We start from the raw sequence: 18,791 nt of genomic DNA, 5'->3' as shown, positions 1-18,791 counted from the left end.
TCTGATCGTGTTCATGCGATGTAACTCCCGGAATAATGCAGTCAGTAAAAGTATGGCACTAACACCTTAGGGAGGGGCGTCCATCACATCACTACAGTCGCAGCCACGGCCCGGCCGCCAGCCTGCGTCAGAAATTCGATTATCTGTGGTGCGCCTGCAGCGGCGATATCGCGGGCCAGTCTGATTTGTTCCGGCTGACCTGGGCCACGGATATGTTGAAAGATAACGTCTGGGGCAGCAAAGTGATGAGTGCGACAGAATGGGCCACCGGGGAAATACCCGTCTTTGCCCAGGAGAACGGGTTCTGGGTTGAGAAAGAAGCACTGCATGCGGCCTTTACCCCGGCAGGGACCCTGCAGTCACCGGTTGTCTTTCACGTGACCGGCGATATTCCGGCGTTTATCCGCATGATGACCGACTATGGTCTGCCTGCCGTTGTCACCGACAGCACGCCGCAATATCACACCGTCACGCTGAAGCCGGGCCCTGGCGTGTGGGGAAGGGCAGAAGCCGTCCCGGCATGAAAGTTCACACCATACAACTGGCATCATATGATGCTAAAAAACAGACTAAAACTATGTAAGTCTTTGTATTGCCGTTGAAGGCTTCATTTATACTGGTATCAAATGATACCCGTAATACTTATTCCTTATCCTGCCAGCAGACTAATGTCCGCTGCCGGCGACAGATAACCCCGCGCTCAGGCCTTCATTTTCTTCACCCGTCGCTGGCTGAATCCGGCCTCACTCTCCGTCACCATGCCAGCGGGCTGGCCGTCGATGCCAAAGCGGGGACTGCCGGAGACCAGCGTCGCCACGTACGCTTCGCTGCGGGTGAGGCTCAGCAGGCCCCGCCGCACCTGTTTCCGGGACACACCCGGGCTGCGGGCTGCGATATCGGCCAGCATATCCTCCCGGATACCTTTCTTCATCGGGCGCAGCTGCTGCCCCTCAAACAGCGCCGGCCAGGCCTGGCTGAAGAGGCTGACCGCCCGCTCAACCGGCATCAGCCAGGGAGGTTTTCCGTGCGGGCGTCCGGGGCTGGATGGCGTGGGAGCCGGTGGCACACTCCCCTCCGGCACGACAGCCAGCTGCTTCTGGTCCCGTGCTTCCCGGGCCGTCCGCTTCTGCTGATAAACCTGGCTGGCCGATGCCGCCGGTATCACCGCGCGGCGGGCAGGCATCGCGGGCGAGTGATTGCCGGTCTCCGGCGTCACCGGTTTTCGCGTCAGGGACAGCACCGGGCGGTCATGACTCATTGCTGAGACCCTCCATTCGGCAACACATACGGGCTGACGATGCGGTCCATCATGGGGAGCAGAGCCGCCGCGACACAGGCCCGCTGCGACGGTAAAATCTGTGCATCGGCCTTCAGCGTGGCCAGCAGGTCCTGCACATCCTGTTTCCAGGCCCGACACAACTGCTGCAGCCCCGGGGTCCCGTCGACATCGCCGCTTTTCCGGCAGCGCTGCCAGGCCTGCTCCAGCTCCGCTCCCCGCGTGAGTGTACTGCTCACCCATTGTCTGTAGCGGGCGCTGAACACCGGCATATCATCGTATGATTGGGAAGGTTTTCTCTGCACTGCCAGCCAGGCGGCCTCCGTCATCACCGCCAGAGCACGAAACCCCGGAAACTCAGCGGCCAGTTCCGACAGTTGCCCGTCAGAGACTTCTGTCCAGATTCGATGCAATATCGGCATCTGCCCGGCCATATGCTCCAGGATATCGACCGGCTTTCTCACACCATGGGAGGCCAGATACAACATCTGTTCATCAATGGCCTGCACTCTCTTTCTGCATTCATTCATATCCATAACGTATGTCTCTCCTTGCTACTTTGCGTTCAGCGTATCACTCCCCGGCTGCATAACTATTCCCTCTTGCTTCCGGCCAGCCGTGAACTGACCGCTGCGGAAAATCCCCCGCCTGCAGGTCAGTTCTATCATAAAAAGGAAAAATCAGAAGAATGTGTTGACCAAAATTAAGAATCGGGCGTTCAGCAAGGGAAATGTTGAGGATTCCGCCATACAGCGCAGAGGTATATACAAAATACCGTATTGCGGTTGTAAGCGTAAAGGTGCGACTGACCCACCTCCGGATCTGTACACCCTAACCCTGAAGCCGGACCCGGCGGATATCCTGCAGGTGGACGCCCCCGGGCCTTTTTTGCTGCTATACCATCGGCCTGCGTTTCTTTCAATAATACGCGTTTAAACTGATTGATTTCTGACCGCCGACAATTGAATATCTCATTCTTTAATGAATATTTAAAAATATACCTCATTAGCTTGATGCGATATATTTGGATTGAATAAAAAATATAATTTTCAATATAAGGAAAGAGTATGGGTGATATATTCAATGTATTCGATTTAAATAGTTCCAAGATTAACCAAACAGGGGTTGCATCTGTTGGTTACCCTCAGATTTGTTTAAGAACTAACCGAACCGCAAAGAGAACCAATCTTGATGATGTCATTAAGACGGCGGATAATATTGCAAATAAATATCCAGGTGATAAAGCGAAAAGTGCCTTTGCTGTATTAAGTAGTCTCAGTGAATTGTTTGGTGGAGGCAGCTTCGGGCATGCCTGGTTGATTATTTTTCACAGTGATAAGCCTGGAGATTATTCAAGCTATTCATACCATGATGGCTATGGTTATGTGCATAATGGTGATACGGGTGCGGGTGGTCATACAAATGATACAGCTTCGCGAGGTTTTGCTTATCAGCATGTCAAAAAAATTAATCCCGAGATGATTCAGGCACTGGAGAAGGTTATTATTCCCACCCTTAATGGGATAAGTACAGCTATTGGTGCGTCATTCGGAGTTCAACCGGCCTCGGGGCGTACTGGTGTTTATACCGCAACTACCAACTGCTCATGGTTCGCCGGAAATGTGTGGAATGCAGTTACGAATGAAACTGTTATATTTACGCAAAAATTTGTTGGGAAAGAACATGCTAATAAATGGGGGGTTGATGCTTTGTATCTTATTAATGAAATAGCCGATCCAGGAATGATCGCAGAAAGTATAAAAGGAGGCGTTGGTGCATAGATAGGGGCTTCTCATCTGGCGTTCTGTGCCCTGGGGGGCTCTGTCGAAAAGATAGACATACGGTTATGCTGGCAGCCGACAAATCCGGGTTAAGGTGGCGTTGCTTGCCTGACGTTCAAATGCGTTTAAATATTCCTAAGTTGTATTACTTTTCAGAAAACAGAGAGAGCTATTTTGAATAGATACTCTCTCTGGGCATATTCTTATGGTTAGGACAACTGGAAAACGCAGGAGATACATCAGCCTGGGAAAAGTTTTATTCGTTAGCAGCCTGACTACGACCAGAATAAAGATTTCCTTGATTTTGTAGAATATTTTCGACAGCATCCAGTGACAAGGCTCATTCTGTCTGCAAACAGATGAGAACCGCCTGAATTACGGCGGGTAAGGGAAATTTGTACCTTACCCTATCCGTGCACCAAGGCGCCGCTGCTACCTCACGTTGTCTTATGGCTGCGATAGCGGGATACTTGATGAACAGTCAGACGAAACAAGCTGGCACAATCAGCTGCGTCTGGTTGGCCCCGTGGAATACCCGTAGCTTCTCCCTTCCACTGTCGGTCTGCTGCAGACCAGGCGGGTATTGTTGTGTGTGTTTCACCGTTAGCCATCAGGGTACCCCATGAACCATTTTTTGAGACATACCCGCGTGCAAAATCATATTGCAGGTTCCCAACCCCTGTTTTCTTGCCAGCTGCGCCCTGACCCAGTCAGCCAACTTTCCTGACTGATTCTCAATTCTCTGAATAAAGGATCTTGCACACTGAACCAGTAACCGTCGCAGATTTTTATCTCCGCGTTTACTTATCCCTAAAAGCGTATTTTTTCCGCCCGTGCTGTACTGCCGGGGGACCAGGCCGGTTGAGGCAGCAAAATCCCGGCTGCAAGCATATTGCTTACCGTCTCCCAATTGCGATGACAGCACGCTGGCAGTTATCGGCCCTACCCGCTACCAGTTGAGAACGAAAATTTCAGAAGGGGAATTCAGTGCCTCCGCATGGGAAGGGGAAGATCCTGAAATCGGCGACATCTGCATTACCGGTCTGGAATTCACCACACTGCAGCTGATAGACGTCAGCCGGGACGGGGCAACCTACGACATTGAATTTCGCGTGGCGCTCAACGTGACGTACGATTTTACCGATTACTCGCATGCGAACTATGACCGGGAAGACGGTGTTCATTACGGCGTGGAGCACAGTTCCCATCTGTACGCCTATGACGAGTGTTACTCCGCTACCGTTGAGATCGGTTTCGCCGACGGACTGCGGGATAATGCGGAAATTGTTGACCTGAATTTTGATGAGTCGATTTTTGATCTGGACCTCGATGATGGTCGGCATATTCAGGAACTGTATCCAGGTGACGCGGGTGAGATGAGGTGACATCCGCAAGGCTGTCAGGCAGGAGCCCGGACTGCGACCATAAGATTGTCACGGGACCGGGCTCCGGGGATGTCCTTCACCCCGGCGTGCCAGGTTTTCACTTCCTCTCCTCCCGGGCTTCATGCGCCGGGAGGAGAGGAGTCAAATGCCCGGGCGGGTCTTACGCCGGGTGCAGGTGACGATCAGGTGCGTCTCTGTCGCGGATCTTTGTCTCATGACACTGCCTTCTGATGTGCGGCCTGACAGAGCAGGGGCAACCTTAAGCGTCTGTCCGCCACCCGCCACACCGTAACCACAGGGCTATGGTTCTGACGACGTATCCTACAGATCACCGTAAATGCAGCGTAAATCTTCAAGCGCCGTAGCCAGCGGCCCCTGCTCTGACGCTTCAACCAGCTGTGTGATCAGCGGGTCAAATTCCCCGTCGTCCATAAACACCCGCAGCGCATCGAGGCCGATAAATCCGGCGCTGCCGGCGTTCCCGGGCGGGGAGAACATCACGCTGTGGCCATGATAGCCGCGCGGCAGGAGCTCCGGCCCTCGACGGTACACCTGCAGGGCGCGCAGCAGCTCGCTGAAGTGCTGCCAGCCAAACGGCATGATGAACTCGGTCCCGCTCATCACCAGATACAGACGCGGGGTGTCATACCAGGCTGCTGCCCGTCTGCCGCCCTGCTGACCCTCGATGCGCACTTCCATCTGCAGCGCGCCGGCGGTCAGGTTTTCCGTCACGGCGGTCACCTGGGGCTGCAGCGCTTTGACAAATGCTTCCTGGGTCGGCCACTCCCAGCCCCGGGCATGGATCAACAGTGGGAAAAGGGTCTTCAGGCGGGCGGTGGTGAAGATGGCCGCCAGGGCCTCATCCGGGAACAGGGCCAGATCAAAACAGTACCCGGCAAGCGGGCGTAGCCACAGTTCAGCCTGGCCGCAGGTCACTGCGGCCGGCAGGGAGTCAATAAAGTGGGCCGTTTCGCTTTCCCAGTCTTCGCCCGCGAGTGCAAAGGTGCTTTTCAGGTAATGGCTGTCGACGGGCTGCCCGTTGGCCACCTGCCAGCGCAGCAGCTCAAAGGTAATGTCGAGCAGCGTCCGCAGCACCGGGATGCGTACCAGCTGGCTAAAGCCGGGACCGCTGTTGTATGCCTCGTGGGAGAACACGATGAAAAATTTCAGTTCCGCCCGGGTCATGCCGGGCTGGCCAAAGGTTTCACCCAGAATTACCCGGCGGTACAGCTGGCGGATGGTGGTATCCGGATCGGTGGCCAGGCGCACATAATCATCGGTGACCGTGCTGCCTTTGAGGCTGGTTTCCATCAGCCGCTCGGCCAGCGCGTTGACGGAGGTGTTTTCGGTGGCGGCGCGATTCTTCAGACGCTCGATCAGTTTTTTCGGAAAACGCAGGGTCAGCTGACTCAGCATGGTGTACTCCTGTCTTGGCCCCGGCATGCTGTCGGGGAACGAGTGTGATGGATAATCCGTGATGCGGGTTGCTGTTTGTTATGTCATGGTAGTCAAATAATCCGCAACAAAATAATGACATGATGTCGTAATAAAATGGTGAATGCACAGCTTTTCATGTTCCTGCAGTGAAGATCCGAAAAAAGGCAGTTCCGGATCTTTCAGCACCACCCCGCCGCGCAGCGGCCGACGCCCGCCATATATTGTGGTCACTATCGCTTTCCCGGCGAAGAGATGTCCCATATGTTGTGTTTTATGCCCCTCGTCGTGACCCGGCGCACCGCAGCGGAAAGCATCGCTTCGCTTATTCCTTGGTCGTGGTACACTTCTGGAAAGATGGAATACGCCAGTAAATCGGATCAGGTGAAAACCGGGAACAGGTAATTTCATAAGGTTATTATTTTCTGCCTTTGTTTATGTTTTTTGGTTTGCATGATTACAAATTGACTCGCTATGTTTTCACTGATATTTTTTTAGCCTGAAGGATTCCTTTCACATTTTGTGGTCATTTTTTACTGTTTTTGTTTTTTTTGTATAAGGAAAGAGTCATGGCAAAGGTACAGGCCAGGAATGTTGACGATGCGCTGTTTGCGCGCATCGAGCAGTCAGCAATGAAAAATGAACGCTCTCTGGAAGGCGAGATCCGCCTCGCGCTGGCCAGACAGTACCCTGCCATGACAACAGCCGGGGAAACCCTGACCAGCCGGCAACGGTGGCAGAGGGAGTGCGGGGGGCGTCTGCTGGCCCTGCTGGACCGCCTTTGTTCCGACGGTTTTTTCCCGGGGTCGAGGCATGACGGGCGGACACACATCGCAGACTGGGTGCGGGCAGCACACCAGTTAAACGTGTCCCCGGGACTCATCATGGACAGTATTGATGGCACAGGTGAGTTGACCCGGGATCTGGCAGAACGCACAGCAAGCCAGTTCAGTACCAGTGCGGAGTGGCTGACGACCGGTGACGGGCTGATGTTTCCGCTGGTTAAACTCGGTACCTGCACCGGCATCAGCTGGCAGGAATTCTTCCTGCCGGAAGATGACGACAGCCGGTATATATTTGAGCTGATCCGTATTACGGGCGGGCGTCATGACGGTACCCTGGTGATCCTGCGTCAGAACGAAAAAAACGGGACAGTTACCACAGGGCTGGTCACGGAGGCATTCTGTCTCGGCTCCGGCATGGGCAACGGTGGATACAGCAATCTCAAAAAATTTCTGCTGTTCCTCAACACTCACTGCCAGGATCTGGTCATGAATGCGTATGTTTTCGGTCCGCCAGAGCCGGACTTCGATTTCTGGTCCGTTATGGGCCAGCACCATCCGGTATGGTTTCGTGACGCCAGACGACGCTCCTCTTCCCGCTGGCTGCAGCAGGTACTGAACGGTGAAGATCCGGGCGAGTGGTTTGCCGGCGGATGGTCATCGATACTCAAAGAGGTGGCGGGGACGCCGGTCACAGAGGCCGGATCAGCTCCTGACGGTAAGCATGGTGAATGAGAGAAGGCCCCCGGCACTGACAGGAGTTGCCGTCGCATCCCCGGTACCACTGCCGGTGGCCATTGATTACCCGGCGGCCCTTGCCCTGCGTCAGATGGTACTCGTCCAGGACGAGCTGCCGAAATATCTGCTGGCTCCCGAAGTCAGCGCCCTGCTCCACTACGTGCCTGACCTGCATCGCAGGATGCTGCTGGCCACCCTGTGGAATACCGGGGCGCGTATTAACGAAGCGCTGGCCCTGACCCGGGGAGATTTTTCGCTGGCCCCTCCTTACCCGTTCGTGCAGCTGGCAACGCTCAAGCAGCGGGCGGAAAAAGCCGCCAGAACGGCCGGTCGTGTTCCTGCCAGCAGTGTGCCTCACCGACTGGTCCCCCTGTCAGATCCGCACTACGTGAGTCAGCTTCAGATGATGGTGGCGACGCTGAAGATCCCCCTTGAGCGGCGCAATAAACGAAGCGGCCGAACGGAAAAAGCCCGTATCTGGGAAATCACCGACCGCACAGTCAGAACCTGGCTGGGTGAGGCGGTTGAAGCTGCGGCGGCAGACGGTGTCACGTTCTCTGTGCCGGTGACCCCACACACGTTCCGGCACAGTTATGCCATGCATATGCTGTATGCCGGCATTCCGCTGAAGGTGCTGCAGGCACTGATGGGCCACAAGTCGCTCAGTTCGACAGAGGTGTACACCCGGGGTGTTTGCGCTGGACGTTGCGGCCAGGCACCGTGTGGCGTTCTCGATGCCAGAGGCAGAGGCCGTGGCAATGTTGAAAGGACATGTTTAACTTTCACAGCCTGACGCGCCGGTGGCTTGTCCAACCCCAGGCCTGTCCAGAAGGCTGTTCTGAACAGACCAGGCGTTCAAAATTAAATGCCGTGAGGGAAATATTATTTCTGACTGATATTAAAGAGAATCTCTGGAAGAATACACAGTGGCGGATCTGTGCCAGGTCATCTTCAGTCAGACCTGTCATCTGCATTACAGTGTTGCGGTCGATGCCGTTCTGCAGCATGGTACGGGCAACTTCGAGTTTGCCTTTTTCAATACCACGTTGTTCACTCACAACTGGTTGCGGGTTTCAGAGCCAAACAGAGGGGCGAACGACGACAAAAATAACACTCAACAAAAAAAGTAACAAATAAGCATCTCACTACCAAATTTCAATAACAAAATACTTCATTTTGGTCAGACCAGAGACGTGCGAATTCCGGATGCAGGCACCCTGTTATTTTTTGGGAACTGACAGGGCGTCAGCTTATCGGCAAAAATGCCTCAGGTTGATCAGCGTATAAGCCAGCGTTTTGAACCCGTAGTGCGCCTCGCTTAATCGATCAAAACGCAGTAACAGGCGTCGAAATTTATCCTCCCAGGCGAAGACCCGCTCAATGGTGCGAAACCGCTCTTTAAAAATCAGCGGGTTAAACAGCCGCTTGCGCCCCCATTTCATCGTTTTCCGGCCCCGGGGATTTTCATTGATATTCGGTATCATCCCCCGGTTAAAAATGGCTTTGCGATTAGCCCGGCAGTCGCAAGCGCCATCCAGACTGATAACGCTGCCGTGGAGGTTGAACCCCAGGGTTTTCGCCAGCGAAGTCAGACGGGGCAGGGCTTCACGAAAAAGCGGGGATTCATTCTGATTACCGGCTGCGGTAACGAAAGGCGCAATCACATTGCAGTTCCGGTCGCAGAAGGCCACGACCTTGTCCCCCTTCATTTTTTTGTGGCCGCTGAAGCCGATGTTATCCCCGCCTTTTTTCGCGGCGGGGGTGGTGCCATCCCCGTGGATAACAGTGAGATCGAGCATCCCGCACTGATGCAGCAGGCTGACGCTGGCAGTAAAAATGGCGTCAAAACAACCGAGGGACAGCCAGCGCCGCCAGGTGGCGTAAACCCGGGTATAGTGGATTTCAGGGCGACCATCCGGGCCTTTATCGATGGGAAGCATTTTCCACTGACAGCCGAGGTAAAGTATCCTCAGGATATAGTTGAATATCTTAAAACTGCTGATTTTTGGCGCGGGGCGCCACCTGGTGGGGGAAGATAAATTCCTGGAACTGCAAAAAGGTTAACTGGACCGGGATAGCCTGCCCTGCCTGGCTTCTTGCCATAATCACCGTCAAAGAATGAGGATTTTATGGCAGCAGGCAGAGCAAACGCAAATTCCTATTGGCATAAGGGCTGAAGACAAATTCCATCCAGGGAGAAAACCCGCTACCAGTTCTATACGCTGAATGTCTACAACCAGTTGCGGGCTGAGCAGTACCGGCGGCAGACTCAGGCTTATGGACATGTTGAACGCTGGCAGGATGAGGATGAACACCGGCCGCCTGCCGGAAGCTCGTTTAAGCCCTGATGAATTTGAGATACAAAAAGACCACCTTTTAAGGTGGTCTTTTTGTGCCAGTCAGGTTAGCGGCCTTTCCAGCGGGCTGTGTTACTAACGTAACGCAGGCACGTAGCAGTGGAATAATACTGTGCTAATAACTCGTTTTTGTCAATGCATTGAAAATGCATTCTTTTGTTGTTCATGTATTATTGTAGCGGGCTTTTCCGCCACGGTAGCACGTGGGCACTGGTCCTGGGAAAGTGTCACCAACGGCCGTAAATGCAGGCACGTAGCAGTGCTTGTTTTCACGGCAATATCACCAGTGGTGTTGTCGTGAAGCGGTCTGAGCAAGGACCGCGCAATGAAACGGTACATTTGTATCCTGATCGTTGTATCTGGTGCGTTGTTGTCATCCGGGAACGGAGGCTGGAGTATCTCCGGTAACTCTATTTCGGTGACAATCAACACAGCAGGCAAGTAAGCCAGGTAACCGCCCCCGTTCCACTCAGAGCGAGGGGCGGTTTTCCTTTTGTAATCTAACTTTATGGTAGTGATAAAAAACCGCCACAAGGACGGTTTACGGGGATTGAGCTGATTTATGGCTGTCAGCCTGTGATAAGGGAGCCGGGTTTTAGTCGTTGCAACAAAGCGTGTTGATCACGTGATTAAAGACTTCCTCTGAACCCAGCAGGTCATTATGTTTCATTCTGGACACTTCAATATTGGTTGCTCCTGAAAGCAGTGTGCTTGTAGGCGGAGAAATTTGCTCATCGCCGGCAGACCAGATGGTGGTGTATTTTGTGGGTCCGGGTGTTTCTGTCTCCTGGTTCAGGTGTGAAACCACCCATGAACCAGGCGTCATATCCTTACATCCCTGGTCCCATAATGCACAGAGGTAGCCCAGCGACGTGCCATGATTGGGACCGGCAAGAGATATCCAGTTACGAACAATCTGAGTGCCGCCGTCAAACTTAATGAACCAGCGTGTCGGGAGCGACCCCAGAGAATGGGCTAGGATATCCACCTGCGTTGCTCCGGTATCGCGAAGAATCCCCTGTATGTACTGACTGAACTCGCCGGAAAGCACTTCGTTAGTTGACTTTGAGGTATCATAATTCCAGCCAAAGAGTTGGGTATCCGGATATCCATGCTGAACCAGCGCGGCTTTCAGGCTTCCCCACACGCCGGAATCGGCATTTCTGCCATGAACAAGTACGACCGGAAGTTTTACCGCCGGGTTTATCACTGGTTTCATACTCATGGTGTTAATATTCATGGCTATGTCGGGCAGGCTCAGCTCAGCGTTAATACCATCCACGTAAATGATATTCGGGAAGCAATTCTGGCTGCATGCTGGCAATAGTTTTTCAGCAAGAACGGTATTCGCTTTTTCGGCCATATCAAGGATACTGTCGCATTGCCCCAGACCACAGGTGACCGCCTGGACCGTTGACTGGGTCAGCGTCCAGGACAGCAGGAAAAGCGGATCATCGGATGTTTGTCGCTGAACCTGCATTTTACCCAGCTGATCGGATATCATTTCATTCAGATCGTTTGTGTTGGCGTAAACGTTATAAATCGCGAGCTGGTCCGGAGAGTAGAAGCCCTGGCTCGCAAACGCGCTGATATCAATGTTGCTGCCAGAGGGATCAACAATGATGATGACTGCGGCCTCTTTATCCCCGATAAATGAATTGAGCGTCAGCTGGCTTAAGTCACTGGTCAGGAGAACTTTCAGGTGGTTCATTTTTTCCTGAATTTGAGTCAGCAATGTATTCCACTGGGCCTGATTGAAAGGAGAGTAGTTGCTGTTTCCTGCATCCGTATCCAGGTCATGAGACAGATTGAGAATAACCAGTTCCGGGTTATCCTGGGTATAGGTATTAACGTCGTCGATAAGCGATGTCAGGGACTGTCCGTTGGCTCCCTGCCATGTTTTCACCCCGAGGAAATTCAGCTCCGTGTAATGGCCAGTATAAAACTTGCCGTTGTGAATCACGGGTCGAATATCAAAATAGCGAGCACCGGCCTGTAACTGTCCCAGCATCATGGCTGTCTGCGTTACGGTGTTACAGGGAGCCGCAAATGCAGTTCCCGGCACGAAGGTACCCATACCGGTATCATGTGTGCCTGGCATACAAATTTGTCGCAGGGTTTTATTTCCCAGCGCAGGAAGGTTATTACTCATCCACGAAGAATTCAGAGTTGTCATTTTTTTACCCTATAGTTATCACTGTTTAGCTGATGGTAACCAGGGAGGGGGATATAAAACACTGGAGGATATCTGAAATTAATTAAATATCATCAGGGGGGAGTATTTTAATAAATTTATGGGGATTACCTTTAATTAAGGGCCGTCAGATTAATAATGTTGTGGCTGGTCTGTTGGGGGATGTGTTGTGTGGTAGCGGAGTATTGACGGGGAGAGGAAAGTTCCTCTGCCTGAGAGGGAGGTAAGTTTTGACAGATTTCAGGTAGAGAAAAACCACCGTTGGCGGTGGCCTTTTTGTGTCGGTCAGGTTAAGCGGCCTTTCCGACGACTTTTTATCAACGTAACGCAAGGGCAACCCAGCACAACTATTCTGAGTCGGATAGCCTTCACTGTCAACGGAAGTCACAGTACCGTTCCGGCGCTTACTCAGTCTGAATTCACTGAGGTCATGTATTCTGCAAAATCGCAGGTTGTATAAGCCGCATCTCCGTTGAAAAATGCAGCTTCATTGATTTTGTGAAGACGAATATTACTCGCCTGCTCTGCTGTTACAGGGCAAAATGCCCCTCCGGGTTCGCTGTAAATCATGAAGTCCCCCTGGAGGCTGTTGCAATAAGGACAGTGATTTGCGTAATAGCTGTTTTGAGCCGTTTTACTGTAACTTGCGCGATAAGCACTGGAAAATGCCTGCATATTGCGAAGCGCTGAGGGGGTAAGTTCTGTTATGCGCGATACTGGTGTCAGGCAAGAGTTTTTGCCCCAGAGAAATGCGGTCCCGTCACCATCATATAAAAGCATTCCTTCATAAAAATCATCCCACCGCCACAAGTTAACGGGATCATCTTCCCATTCATCAATATCAACTTCGATGTATTTCAGAACCTTGTGCCCCCGGGGAAGGAAAAATGCATAAAGTTTGATTTCTTTTTCACATTTCCAGCAGCGGCGTTTGTTCTCCGCAATGAAATAATATTCAGAATAGACAGAGAATTTCTGGTGTTCTGTAAGTTCGGGGATCCATTCAATAAAAGGTAAACTGTCCAGACCGTCGGGTACGAACCATCGTTTTCCATTCGGATCCCAACGAGCCCCTTTTTTTCTGGCTTTATCTTTATGGCTGTATGGTACCTGTAAAAACAGACGAGGCATTTCCTTCTCTTTTTAAGAGAAAATCCAGGGGTTATTTTTTTAAATGCGTCCCATGAACAATTTTTTTAGCAGTTTTTCCATCACAATGACAACGATGACGATGGGGGAAACGATGAACGAGAGCAGTGTAATCATCCCGCATGTCAGTGTGTATCTGGTGATTTCCAGCGTGTAATGCATTATAACAAAAAGTGTTGTGAGTAATGTTTTTATGAATAATGGAGTGTTGTCTTCAAAAGTTATTTTCGGTGCATTTTTGAAGGCAAGGCATTCCTTTATCGGGCGAAAAGATTCCAGGAATAAAAACGTAAATGGTGTCATCAGCCACCAGAAAAGTGTGGGTACAATGGTGCTGTATAAGATAAAAAGCATTTGTGTATGAGGTAAGTGCATTTTCTCTGATGCGGTCGCAATCATTGCGAACATGAAACCAACAAAAAGTAACCAGTAGGGTGAGATGTAAATAAGGTGCTTTTGATAAAAATTCCAGGTCATACTCTGTCTCCTTTAATTTTGCTGGTACAAGAGTTTTACTCTTGCAACAGTGCCAGGTAGAATCCTTCTACGATGATAAAAGGGCAACGTAACAATATTTAATATTAACTTGCCTTTTTAGTAATCATCAATCGTCTTATATGGGTCTACTTAAAACAGACGAGCTATAGCGAATAGTGAATATTCGAAAGTCATTAATTTACACTACAATCTGATGGAGGTTGTGTTCGTGGTTACACGGAGCCCGAATTCTTTTATTTCTCAATGGAGTATTCGAGTGGATGTTAAGCGCAGAGATCTACTGGCCGGGGTTCTCGGTGTCGGATTAGGGGCTGCAGTCAGCGAAGTGCTGTCCCGGTCTGAAGAAACGCTGTCAACCGTTGAGCATACGGACGCGTTGAGGAAAGTGAGGGTTCCCGGCGATTCACGGATAATGGTCTGCGTGCTTGGCTACCAGTTTGCCGGCGATGGCGGGGGAAAAATTATGTACTGGGATCCCTGGAGTCAGCTGACTGAGAATAAGGGAACGGTTATTGCTTCAGACTTACAGGATAAAGGCCGCTGGCGACAACTTCATCAGGGAGAGCTTGATTTCAGGCAGTTTGGCATCTTCAGTGGTGAACATCCGGCCGACGATGCACTGGAAGCCATGATTAACGACCCGGAAGTATTCAGTATCCGGGCATATACCGGCCTGAATTTTACGCGTCGCCACACATTTACCCGTTCCGGTATTACGCTGGATTTTGGCAGCCAGACCGTCACCGCAACGGGCATTGAGAAGGCTGCCCCTGAAGCACCGTACCTCAGCGCCATCCTGCTGTTTAATGGCACGGTTACCGGAGATACCCTGAGTATCCTGCTCAGGGAACCTGTTCCCGAACTGAGTGATATCTACCCTGTCGGAAATAGCCGGGACTTTGTCATTGGCGGCTGGTACCGGCTGGAGTCTGGCAGACTGAAAGGGCGGGCTGAGCGAATAATACAGCGCCTGGTTCAGGTCACTGAATATTGCGGAGATGATCATATCCGGGTGAATTACAAAACCGGATACGCCCTGCCCTCAGGGGATACCCTGCACTGGACGCCGGTTTCTCCGGTGAAAAACATCTGTGTGATAAATATGGTTTTTGACGGTACAGGTGCCTCTGCCGACAATGGTATTCACCCGCTGGCGCTGGAGTATGCGGTAAACTGCAACGTCCGGAATATCCGTGCTACCGGGACATTCTGGCCCGTGATCTTCCGACGTTGGAACACTGGCTATCGGACCGAACAATGCTCCCTGAATAACCCTCCCACCACGACCTACGGCGGCGCAGGGTATCTCACCCAACAAATATACTGCCTTTATGGGCATATCAGTGACTGTACTACCGCCAATGCCAGGCATCTGAATGACTTTACCGCATCGTCATACTGCGAGGTGGAAAACTGCCATGCAACCGGTGACTACGAAGGAGGCTTCAACACTCACGGACAGTACGAGCATGACCTGGTGTATCTGGGAAACAGTGGCATCCTGTCACTGGCTAATTCAGGCGGGCAATGGGGACAGTCTGCCCGTCGCATCCGGGTCGAACGACACTCCTGTACGATGCTGATAGCCGACACCTTTACCTCAGACCTTACTCTGACGGATGTTCATATTACCCGGGCATCATTTCCTGATGGCCCGGGTGTCCTGCGGGCGAATGCCGACGGTCTGCAGATGAGAGGGTGCCAGATTGACGGGGAAATGACGCTGGTCAGTTATACCCGCGACAGCCTGCGCAGCAATCTGATTGAAGGCTGTGGTATCCGGCTGGACAGCCGTCATGATCTGATTATCAGCGACCTGGACGACAGTGCCCCTTATATTGGCAGTCATCCTTCTGCCATCTGCCGCAATACTGTTAATGGCCCGGGAGAATTAATGTTCACCCACTGCCATGTAGAAGGAGGCGGGCCTGGAGCCTCCTGGTGGCTCAGCAGTGAAAGTGTTCACTTTTCTGGCTGCCATTTTAAGGGCGTCAGTCTGCACTTAAAAGGTACGTTACCACAAAGGGTGGTGTTCACTGGCAGCAATGTGCTTATAGGGCCGGGGAAACCGCAACCTCTGCTGACCCGGGAAGGGGAGCACCGGGTGACCTGGAAAATCAGTGACCTGTACAGCCATACAGATATTCCCGGGGGGAGCCATATTAACATTGCTTCCGGGGAAAACCTGGTCGTGATACGCAGCAGTGAGTTCTCCGGAGGGCAGTGTCTTTTTACCGATAATGCCTTTCGTCAGAGCTCCCGTCTGACAGCGGAAAACAATCTGTACCTTGCTGGCTGTCGTGTCATCTGGCCTGGCGGACAGGCAACGAAAAATACCTCTGGTGATGACCCGGGAGCCTGACAAGGAATCTCCCGGGATAACCGGATAATTATGCTGAAAGGAGTGGCGATGAAAGCGACAGTGCATTCTGTGGAAGAACTGAGTCGCCTCAACCTGGTAACCGTAAAAGACGTTTATGTTTCGGGGTACTACCATCGTGGGGATGGTGGCGGTGGATGAGGCACTGTTGCAAAAATGTGGAAGTGATAAAATTATGGTCACCTTTTGCTGACGGAGCAGCACATGAACCATTCAAAGGCTGGCATTTTCAGCGTGATATCATTCTGTGGGCGGTACGCTGGTACTGCAAATACGGCATCAGCTACCGTGAGCTGGAGGAGATGCTGGCCGGGCGTGGTGTGAATGTCGATCACTCCACGATTTACCGCTGGGTTCAGCGTTATGCCCCTGAAATGGAGAAGCGACTACGCGGGTACTGGCCCCTTCCGATCTTTGCCCGTGGCACATGGATGAAACCTGCGTGAAGGTCAATGGCCGTTGGGCATATCTGTACCGGGCCGTCGACAACAGGGGCCGCACTGTCGATTTTTATCTCTCCTCCCGGCGTAACAGCAAAGCCGCCTACCGTTTTCTGGGAAAGATATTAAATAACGTGAAAAAGTGGCAGATCCCGCGATTCATCAATACGGATAAAGCGCCCACCTGTGGCCGTGCGCTGGCCCTGCTCAAACGTGAAGGCCGATGCCCGCCTGACGTTGAGCACCGACAGATTAAGTACCGGAATAACGTCATTGAATGCGATCATGGCAAGCTGAAAAGGAGAATCGGTGCCACGCTGGGATTTAAATCCATGAAGACGGCTTACGCCACAATTAAAGGTATTGAGGTAATGCGCGCACTACGCAAAGGCCAGGCTACCTCATCGCTAACTTTGCAACAGTGCCCCGCAGGCCATGATTTTTACCACCGACTCAATGATAACCGGGCGGACAGTGCCTTCCGGCTGTCTGTGCAGCCAGTTGGCCAGCAATGTGCGCAAAACGGGGCAGCATCAGGCGTGAGTGACATCGTCAGGGGAGTGGATGGTACCGCAGTCGGGACAGTACAGGGGACCGGCGTTGATACAGGCCGCGAGGGCGACGAGTTCGCGTTCCGTGAAGCGGGCAATGTATGTGTCACCGGAAATCCCGGCGTGGACAAACCAGAAAACGCATTTTTTATTCCCGTCGTCAACGAAGAAAGGAATATCAAGGTCAGCACAACAGTTGACGGCGTCATCAAATGCATCGAAGCGAAAGATGGCCGCCTCCCCGCCGGTATCCTCATCGTCATGAAGTCTAACTACATAACGGGGCAGGTCGGAATGACGTACAAGGGATTTACGTTTACGGGAAGGTCTGCTGTGGGCCATATCATTGTCTCACAGAGTGTGTGGGTACTGCGGTTATAACAGCACCTGAAGGTTATGGCAAGCCGCAGCCGTAAGGCTGCCTGCCTGGGCACCGTCGGTGCGATGCTGAAACCGCTGGCTGAGGCGCTGCAGCGTGGCCTGTCGCAGCAGCCTGTGTTACAGGCGGATGAGACGCCGGTGTTGTTGCTCAACGGACAGCGTATGGCGGTGATACTGAGTCTGCTGGAAACGGCTTCGGTTAATACCTTCCTGTGAAGCCGCGGAATTAACTTCAATTGCCAGTTCAAGGTGTGATTATGACCCATCGCAGTATGGCTGCCCTGACACTGCTGCAGAAACATATTCACCAGCGCGACATCGCCACCCTGACGGACCAGCTGGTCACGCTCCTGATGGCAGACACCCTGTCTTCACCCCTGGTGATGACCCTGATACAATACTTAATACAGGCCGGGGAGTCCGCAGACTCCGAAGCCTTTGTACGCGAACTGGCACAGCGGGTGCCGCAACACGGAGACGCACTGATGACCATCGCACAGCAGCTTGAACAGAAGGGCATTGAGAAGGGCATTGAGAAAGGCATTCAGCTCGGCGAACAACGCGGGATTGAAAAAGGCCGCTACGAAGGCGGACGCGAAGCCACGCTGAAAATTGCCCGTACCATGTTGCAAAATGGTATCGACAGCAGCACAGTCATGAAAATGACCGGCCTGACTGAAGACGACCTCGCCCAAATCCGCCATTAATCCTTCGTCAGGACGGCCTTTGACCGCGCACCCTGAAACTGACTCCCCGGAGAGCACCGTCGCGGCGCTCTCCCATCTGGCGTTCTGCGCCCTGGTGGCGCTGGCCCTGGCCCGCCAGGAGGGTGCCGCCTGCACGCCCTGGGCCGAAAACCTGTTCCTCACCCGCTGGCTGGCCAGCGCACAAAAGCAGAAGCGCTTCCCCCGGTGTGTGGCCCCCGATATTGCTCTCTTACTCGAGCATGGTCGCAGTCACGGCCCGGCCGCCAGCCTGCGTCGTAACGTCGCGGTGAACTCATCTTCACAGGAGTTTTCAGGTCGTTAGTATGACCGGCATTCGTACAACTCTCGTGGAGACTAAACAATGCCCAAAATTCGATGGACTCTTGACCAGAAAAAGCATCACGTCACCGCATGGCGCTCCAGCGGCCTCACCCGTGAACAATATTGCGACCTTTACGATATTCCTTTCAAATCACTGCGACAGTGGCCGCAGGATGTCGCGCTGGCGGAACGGCGCGCAAAAGCGCCAGAGGTTATTCCAGTCAGCGTTTCGGCAGCACCTGTGAGTACCGACACTGTTCAGCAGCCCCCCGTTGCGAATGACCCCGTCACGCTCCACCTCCCCGGCGGAATACGGATGTGTGTAAGCGCCCCATCCTGGACGTGGCGTAATGATTATTTTACAGGCAGGAAGTTCCACGGCAGCAGCTCATGAACCTCGTTTGATGGCCACTCGCC

Annotated in this window: 15 protein-coding genes and 7 pseudogenes; 11 read left to right on the top strand and 11 right to left on the bottom strand. The window is 52.7% G+C overall.

Translation table 11 applies throughout. The features are described 5' to 3' along the window. Positions 1 to 212: 212 nt before the first annotated feature. Positions 213 to 524 carry a hypothetical protein gene (locus tag B9Y90_RS24155; RefSeq protein ID WP_139827487.1) on the top strand — a complete coding sequence of 104 codons (312 nt, stop codon included), beginning with the start codon at positions 213 to 215 and terminating at the stop codon, positions 522 to 524. A 176-nt stretch (positions 525 to 700) separates the two neighbouring features. On the opposite strand, the gene B9Y90_RS24150 is transcribed toward B9Y90_RS24155, so the two are convergent. Together B9Y90_RS24150 and B9Y90_RS26995 are read right to left on the bottom strand one after the other, a co-directional pair. Then, positions 701 to 1,258: a ProQ/FINO family protein gene (locus tag B9Y90_RS24150; RefSeq protein WP_176227913.1), complete on the bottom strand. Its 558-nt coding sequence runs from the start codon at positions 1,256 to 1,258 to the stop codon at positions 701 to 703. Next, positions 1,255 to 1,812 (bottom strand): transposase, encoded by a 558-nt coding sequence (locus B9Y90_RS26995; RefSeq protein WP_176227912.1) that lies wholly within the window; start codon positions 1,810 to 1,812, stop codon positions 1,255 to 1,257. The genes B9Y90_RS24150 and B9Y90_RS26995 overlap by 4 nt, the downstream gene beginning before the upstream one ends. Before the next feature lie 531 nt (positions 1,813 to 2,343). Here B9Y90_RS26995 and B9Y90_RS24140 point away from each other — a divergent pair. Further along, positions 2,344 to 3,057, top strand: coding sequence for a hypothetical protein (locus tag B9Y90_RS24140; protein ID WP_085542878.1), 714 nt, complete (start codon positions 2,344 to 2,346; stop codon positions 3,055 to 3,057). A 610-nt stretch (positions 3,058 to 3,667) separates the two neighbouring features. On the opposite strand, the pseudogene B9Y90_RS24135 reads toward B9Y90_RS24140, so the two are convergent. Continuing rightward, a pseudogene (locus B9Y90_RS24135) lies at positions 3,668 to 4,003 on the bottom strand (transposase); the annotation flags it as partial. Positions 4,004 to 4,013: 10 nt separating this feature from the next. On the opposite strand from B9Y90_RS24135, the gene B9Y90_RS24130 reads away from it, so the two are divergent. Further along, complete coding sequence (locus tag B9Y90_RS24130) at positions 4,014 to 4,442, top strand: hypothetical protein (protein WP_085542877.1); 429 nt, start codon at positions 4,014 to 4,016, stop codon at positions 4,440 to 4,442. A 321-nt stretch (positions 4,443 to 4,763) separates the two neighbouring features. Here B9Y90_RS24130 and B9Y90_RS24125 read toward each other — a convergent pair whose 3' ends face one another. Next, the gene (locus B9Y90_RS24125) at positions 4,764 to 5,858 is read right to left on the bottom strand and encodes a transcriptional regulator (protein ID WP_085542876.1); all 1,095 of its coding nucleotides are present in this window, start codon (positions 5,856 to 5,858) and stop codon (positions 4,764 to 4,766) included. A gap of 78 nt (positions 5,859 to 5,936) precedes the next feature. Then, positions 5,937 to 6,287 carry a hypothetical protein gene (locus B9Y90_RS26645; protein WP_139827485.1) on the bottom strand — a complete coding sequence of 117 codons (351 nt, stop codon included), beginning with the start codon at positions 6,285 to 6,287 and terminating at the stop codon, positions 5,937 to 5,939. A gap of 158 nt (positions 6,288 to 6,445) precedes the next feature. Between B9Y90_RS26645 and B9Y90_RS24115 the strand changes: the two genes are divergently transcribed. Continuing rightward, entirely contained in the window at positions 6,446 to 7,393 is a 948-nt protein-coding gene (locus tag B9Y90_RS24115) for a hypothetical protein (RefSeq protein ID WP_085542874.1), read from the top strand. Then, positions 7,383 to 8,175 (top strand): annotated as a pseudogene (locus B9Y90_RS24110) (site-specific integrase). The gene B9Y90_RS24115 and the pseudogene B9Y90_RS24110 overlap by 11 nt, the downstream one beginning before the upstream one ends. 147 nt (positions 8,176 to 8,322) lie before the next feature. Here B9Y90_RS24110 and B9Y90_RS24105 read toward each other — a convergent pair. The 5 genes and pseudogenes from B9Y90_RS24105 to B9Y90_RS24085 form a co-directional block, all read right to left on the bottom strand. Continuing rightward, positions 8,323 to 8,454, bottom strand: a pseudogene (locus B9Y90_RS24105) (ISNCY family transposase); the annotation flags it as partial. A 192-nt stretch (positions 8,455 to 8,646) separates the two neighbouring features. Further along, a complete protein-coding gene (locus B9Y90_RS27155) occupies positions 8,647 to 9,336 on the bottom strand; it encodes a transposase (RefSeq protein ID WP_217808999.1) in 690 nt (229 codons plus the stop codon). Between the two features lie 1,012 nt (positions 9,337 to 10,348). Then, a complete protein-coding gene (locus B9Y90_RS26635) occupies positions 10,349 to 11,929 on the bottom strand; it encodes a hypothetical protein (protein WP_139827484.1) in 1,581 nt (526 codons plus the stop codon). 426 nt (positions 11,930 to 12,355) lie between these two features. Beyond that, entirely contained in the window at positions 12,356 to 13,078 is a 723-nt protein-coding gene (locus tag B9Y90_RS24090) for a DUF5710 domain-containing protein (protein WP_085542873.1), read from the bottom strand. Positions 13,079 to 13,117: 39 nt separating this feature from the next. Further along, positions 13,118 to 13,573, bottom strand: a complete 456-nt coding sequence (locus B9Y90_RS24085; RefSeq protein WP_085542872.1) for a hypothetical protein — start codon at positions 13,571 to 13,573, stop codon at positions 13,118 to 13,120. Between the two features lie 277 nt (positions 13,574 to 13,850). On the opposite strand from B9Y90_RS24085, the gene B9Y90_RS24080 reads away from it, so the two are divergent. Next, a complete protein-coding gene (locus B9Y90_RS24080; RefSeq protein ID WP_139827483.1) occupies positions 13,851 to 15,956 on the top strand; it encodes a hypothetical protein in 2,106 nt (701 codons plus the stop codon). Positions 15,957 to 16,141: 185 nt separating this feature from the next. Continuing rightward, a pseudogene (locus B9Y90_RS24075) lies at positions 16,142 to 16,818 on the top strand (IS6 family transposase); the annotation flags it as partial. A 12-nt stretch (positions 16,819 to 16,830) separates the two neighbouring features. Here the strand turns inward: B9Y90_RS24075 and B9Y90_RS26630 are convergent. After that, a pseudogene (locus tag B9Y90_RS26630) lies at positions 16,831 to 16,935 on the bottom strand (hypothetical protein); the annotation flags it as partial. 426 nt (positions 16,936 to 17,361) lie between these two features. On the opposite strand from B9Y90_RS26630, the gene B9Y90_RS24065 reads away from it, so the two are divergent. From B9Y90_RS24065 to tnpA, 4 genes and pseudogenes are all read left to right on the top strand, one after another. Further along, positions 17,362 to 17,562 (top strand): IS66 family transposase, encoded by a 201-nt coding sequence (locus B9Y90_RS24065; protein WP_085542869.1) that lies wholly within the window; start codon positions 17,362 to 17,364, stop codon positions 17,560 to 17,562. 38 nt (positions 17,563 to 17,600) lie between these two features. Continuing rightward, a pseudogene (locus B9Y90_RS24060) lies at positions 17,601 to 18,053 on the top strand (Rpn family recombination-promoting nuclease/putative transposase); the annotation flags it as partial. Positions 18,054 to 18,129: 76 nt separating this feature from the next. Continuing rightward, positions 18,130 to 18,324, top strand: a pseudogene (locus B9Y90_RS27410) (DUF2913 family protein); the annotation flags it as partial. Positions 18,325 to 18,414: 90 nt separating this feature from the next. After that, entirely contained in the window at positions 18,415 to 18,768 is a 354-nt protein-coding gene (gene tnpA, locus B9Y90_RS24050) for an IS66 family insertion sequence element accessory protein TnpA (protein WP_254902748.1), read from the top strand. Positions 18,769 to 18,791: the final 23 nt, after the last annotated feature.

This window comes from Cedecea sp. NFIX57, assembly GCF_900177785.1.
Taxonomy (GTDB): Bacteria; Pseudomonadota; Gammaproteobacteria; order Enterobacterales; family Enterobacteriaceae; genus Cedecea; species Cedecea neteri_C.
This window is presented reverse-complemented; position numbering and strand designations above follow the sequence as displayed.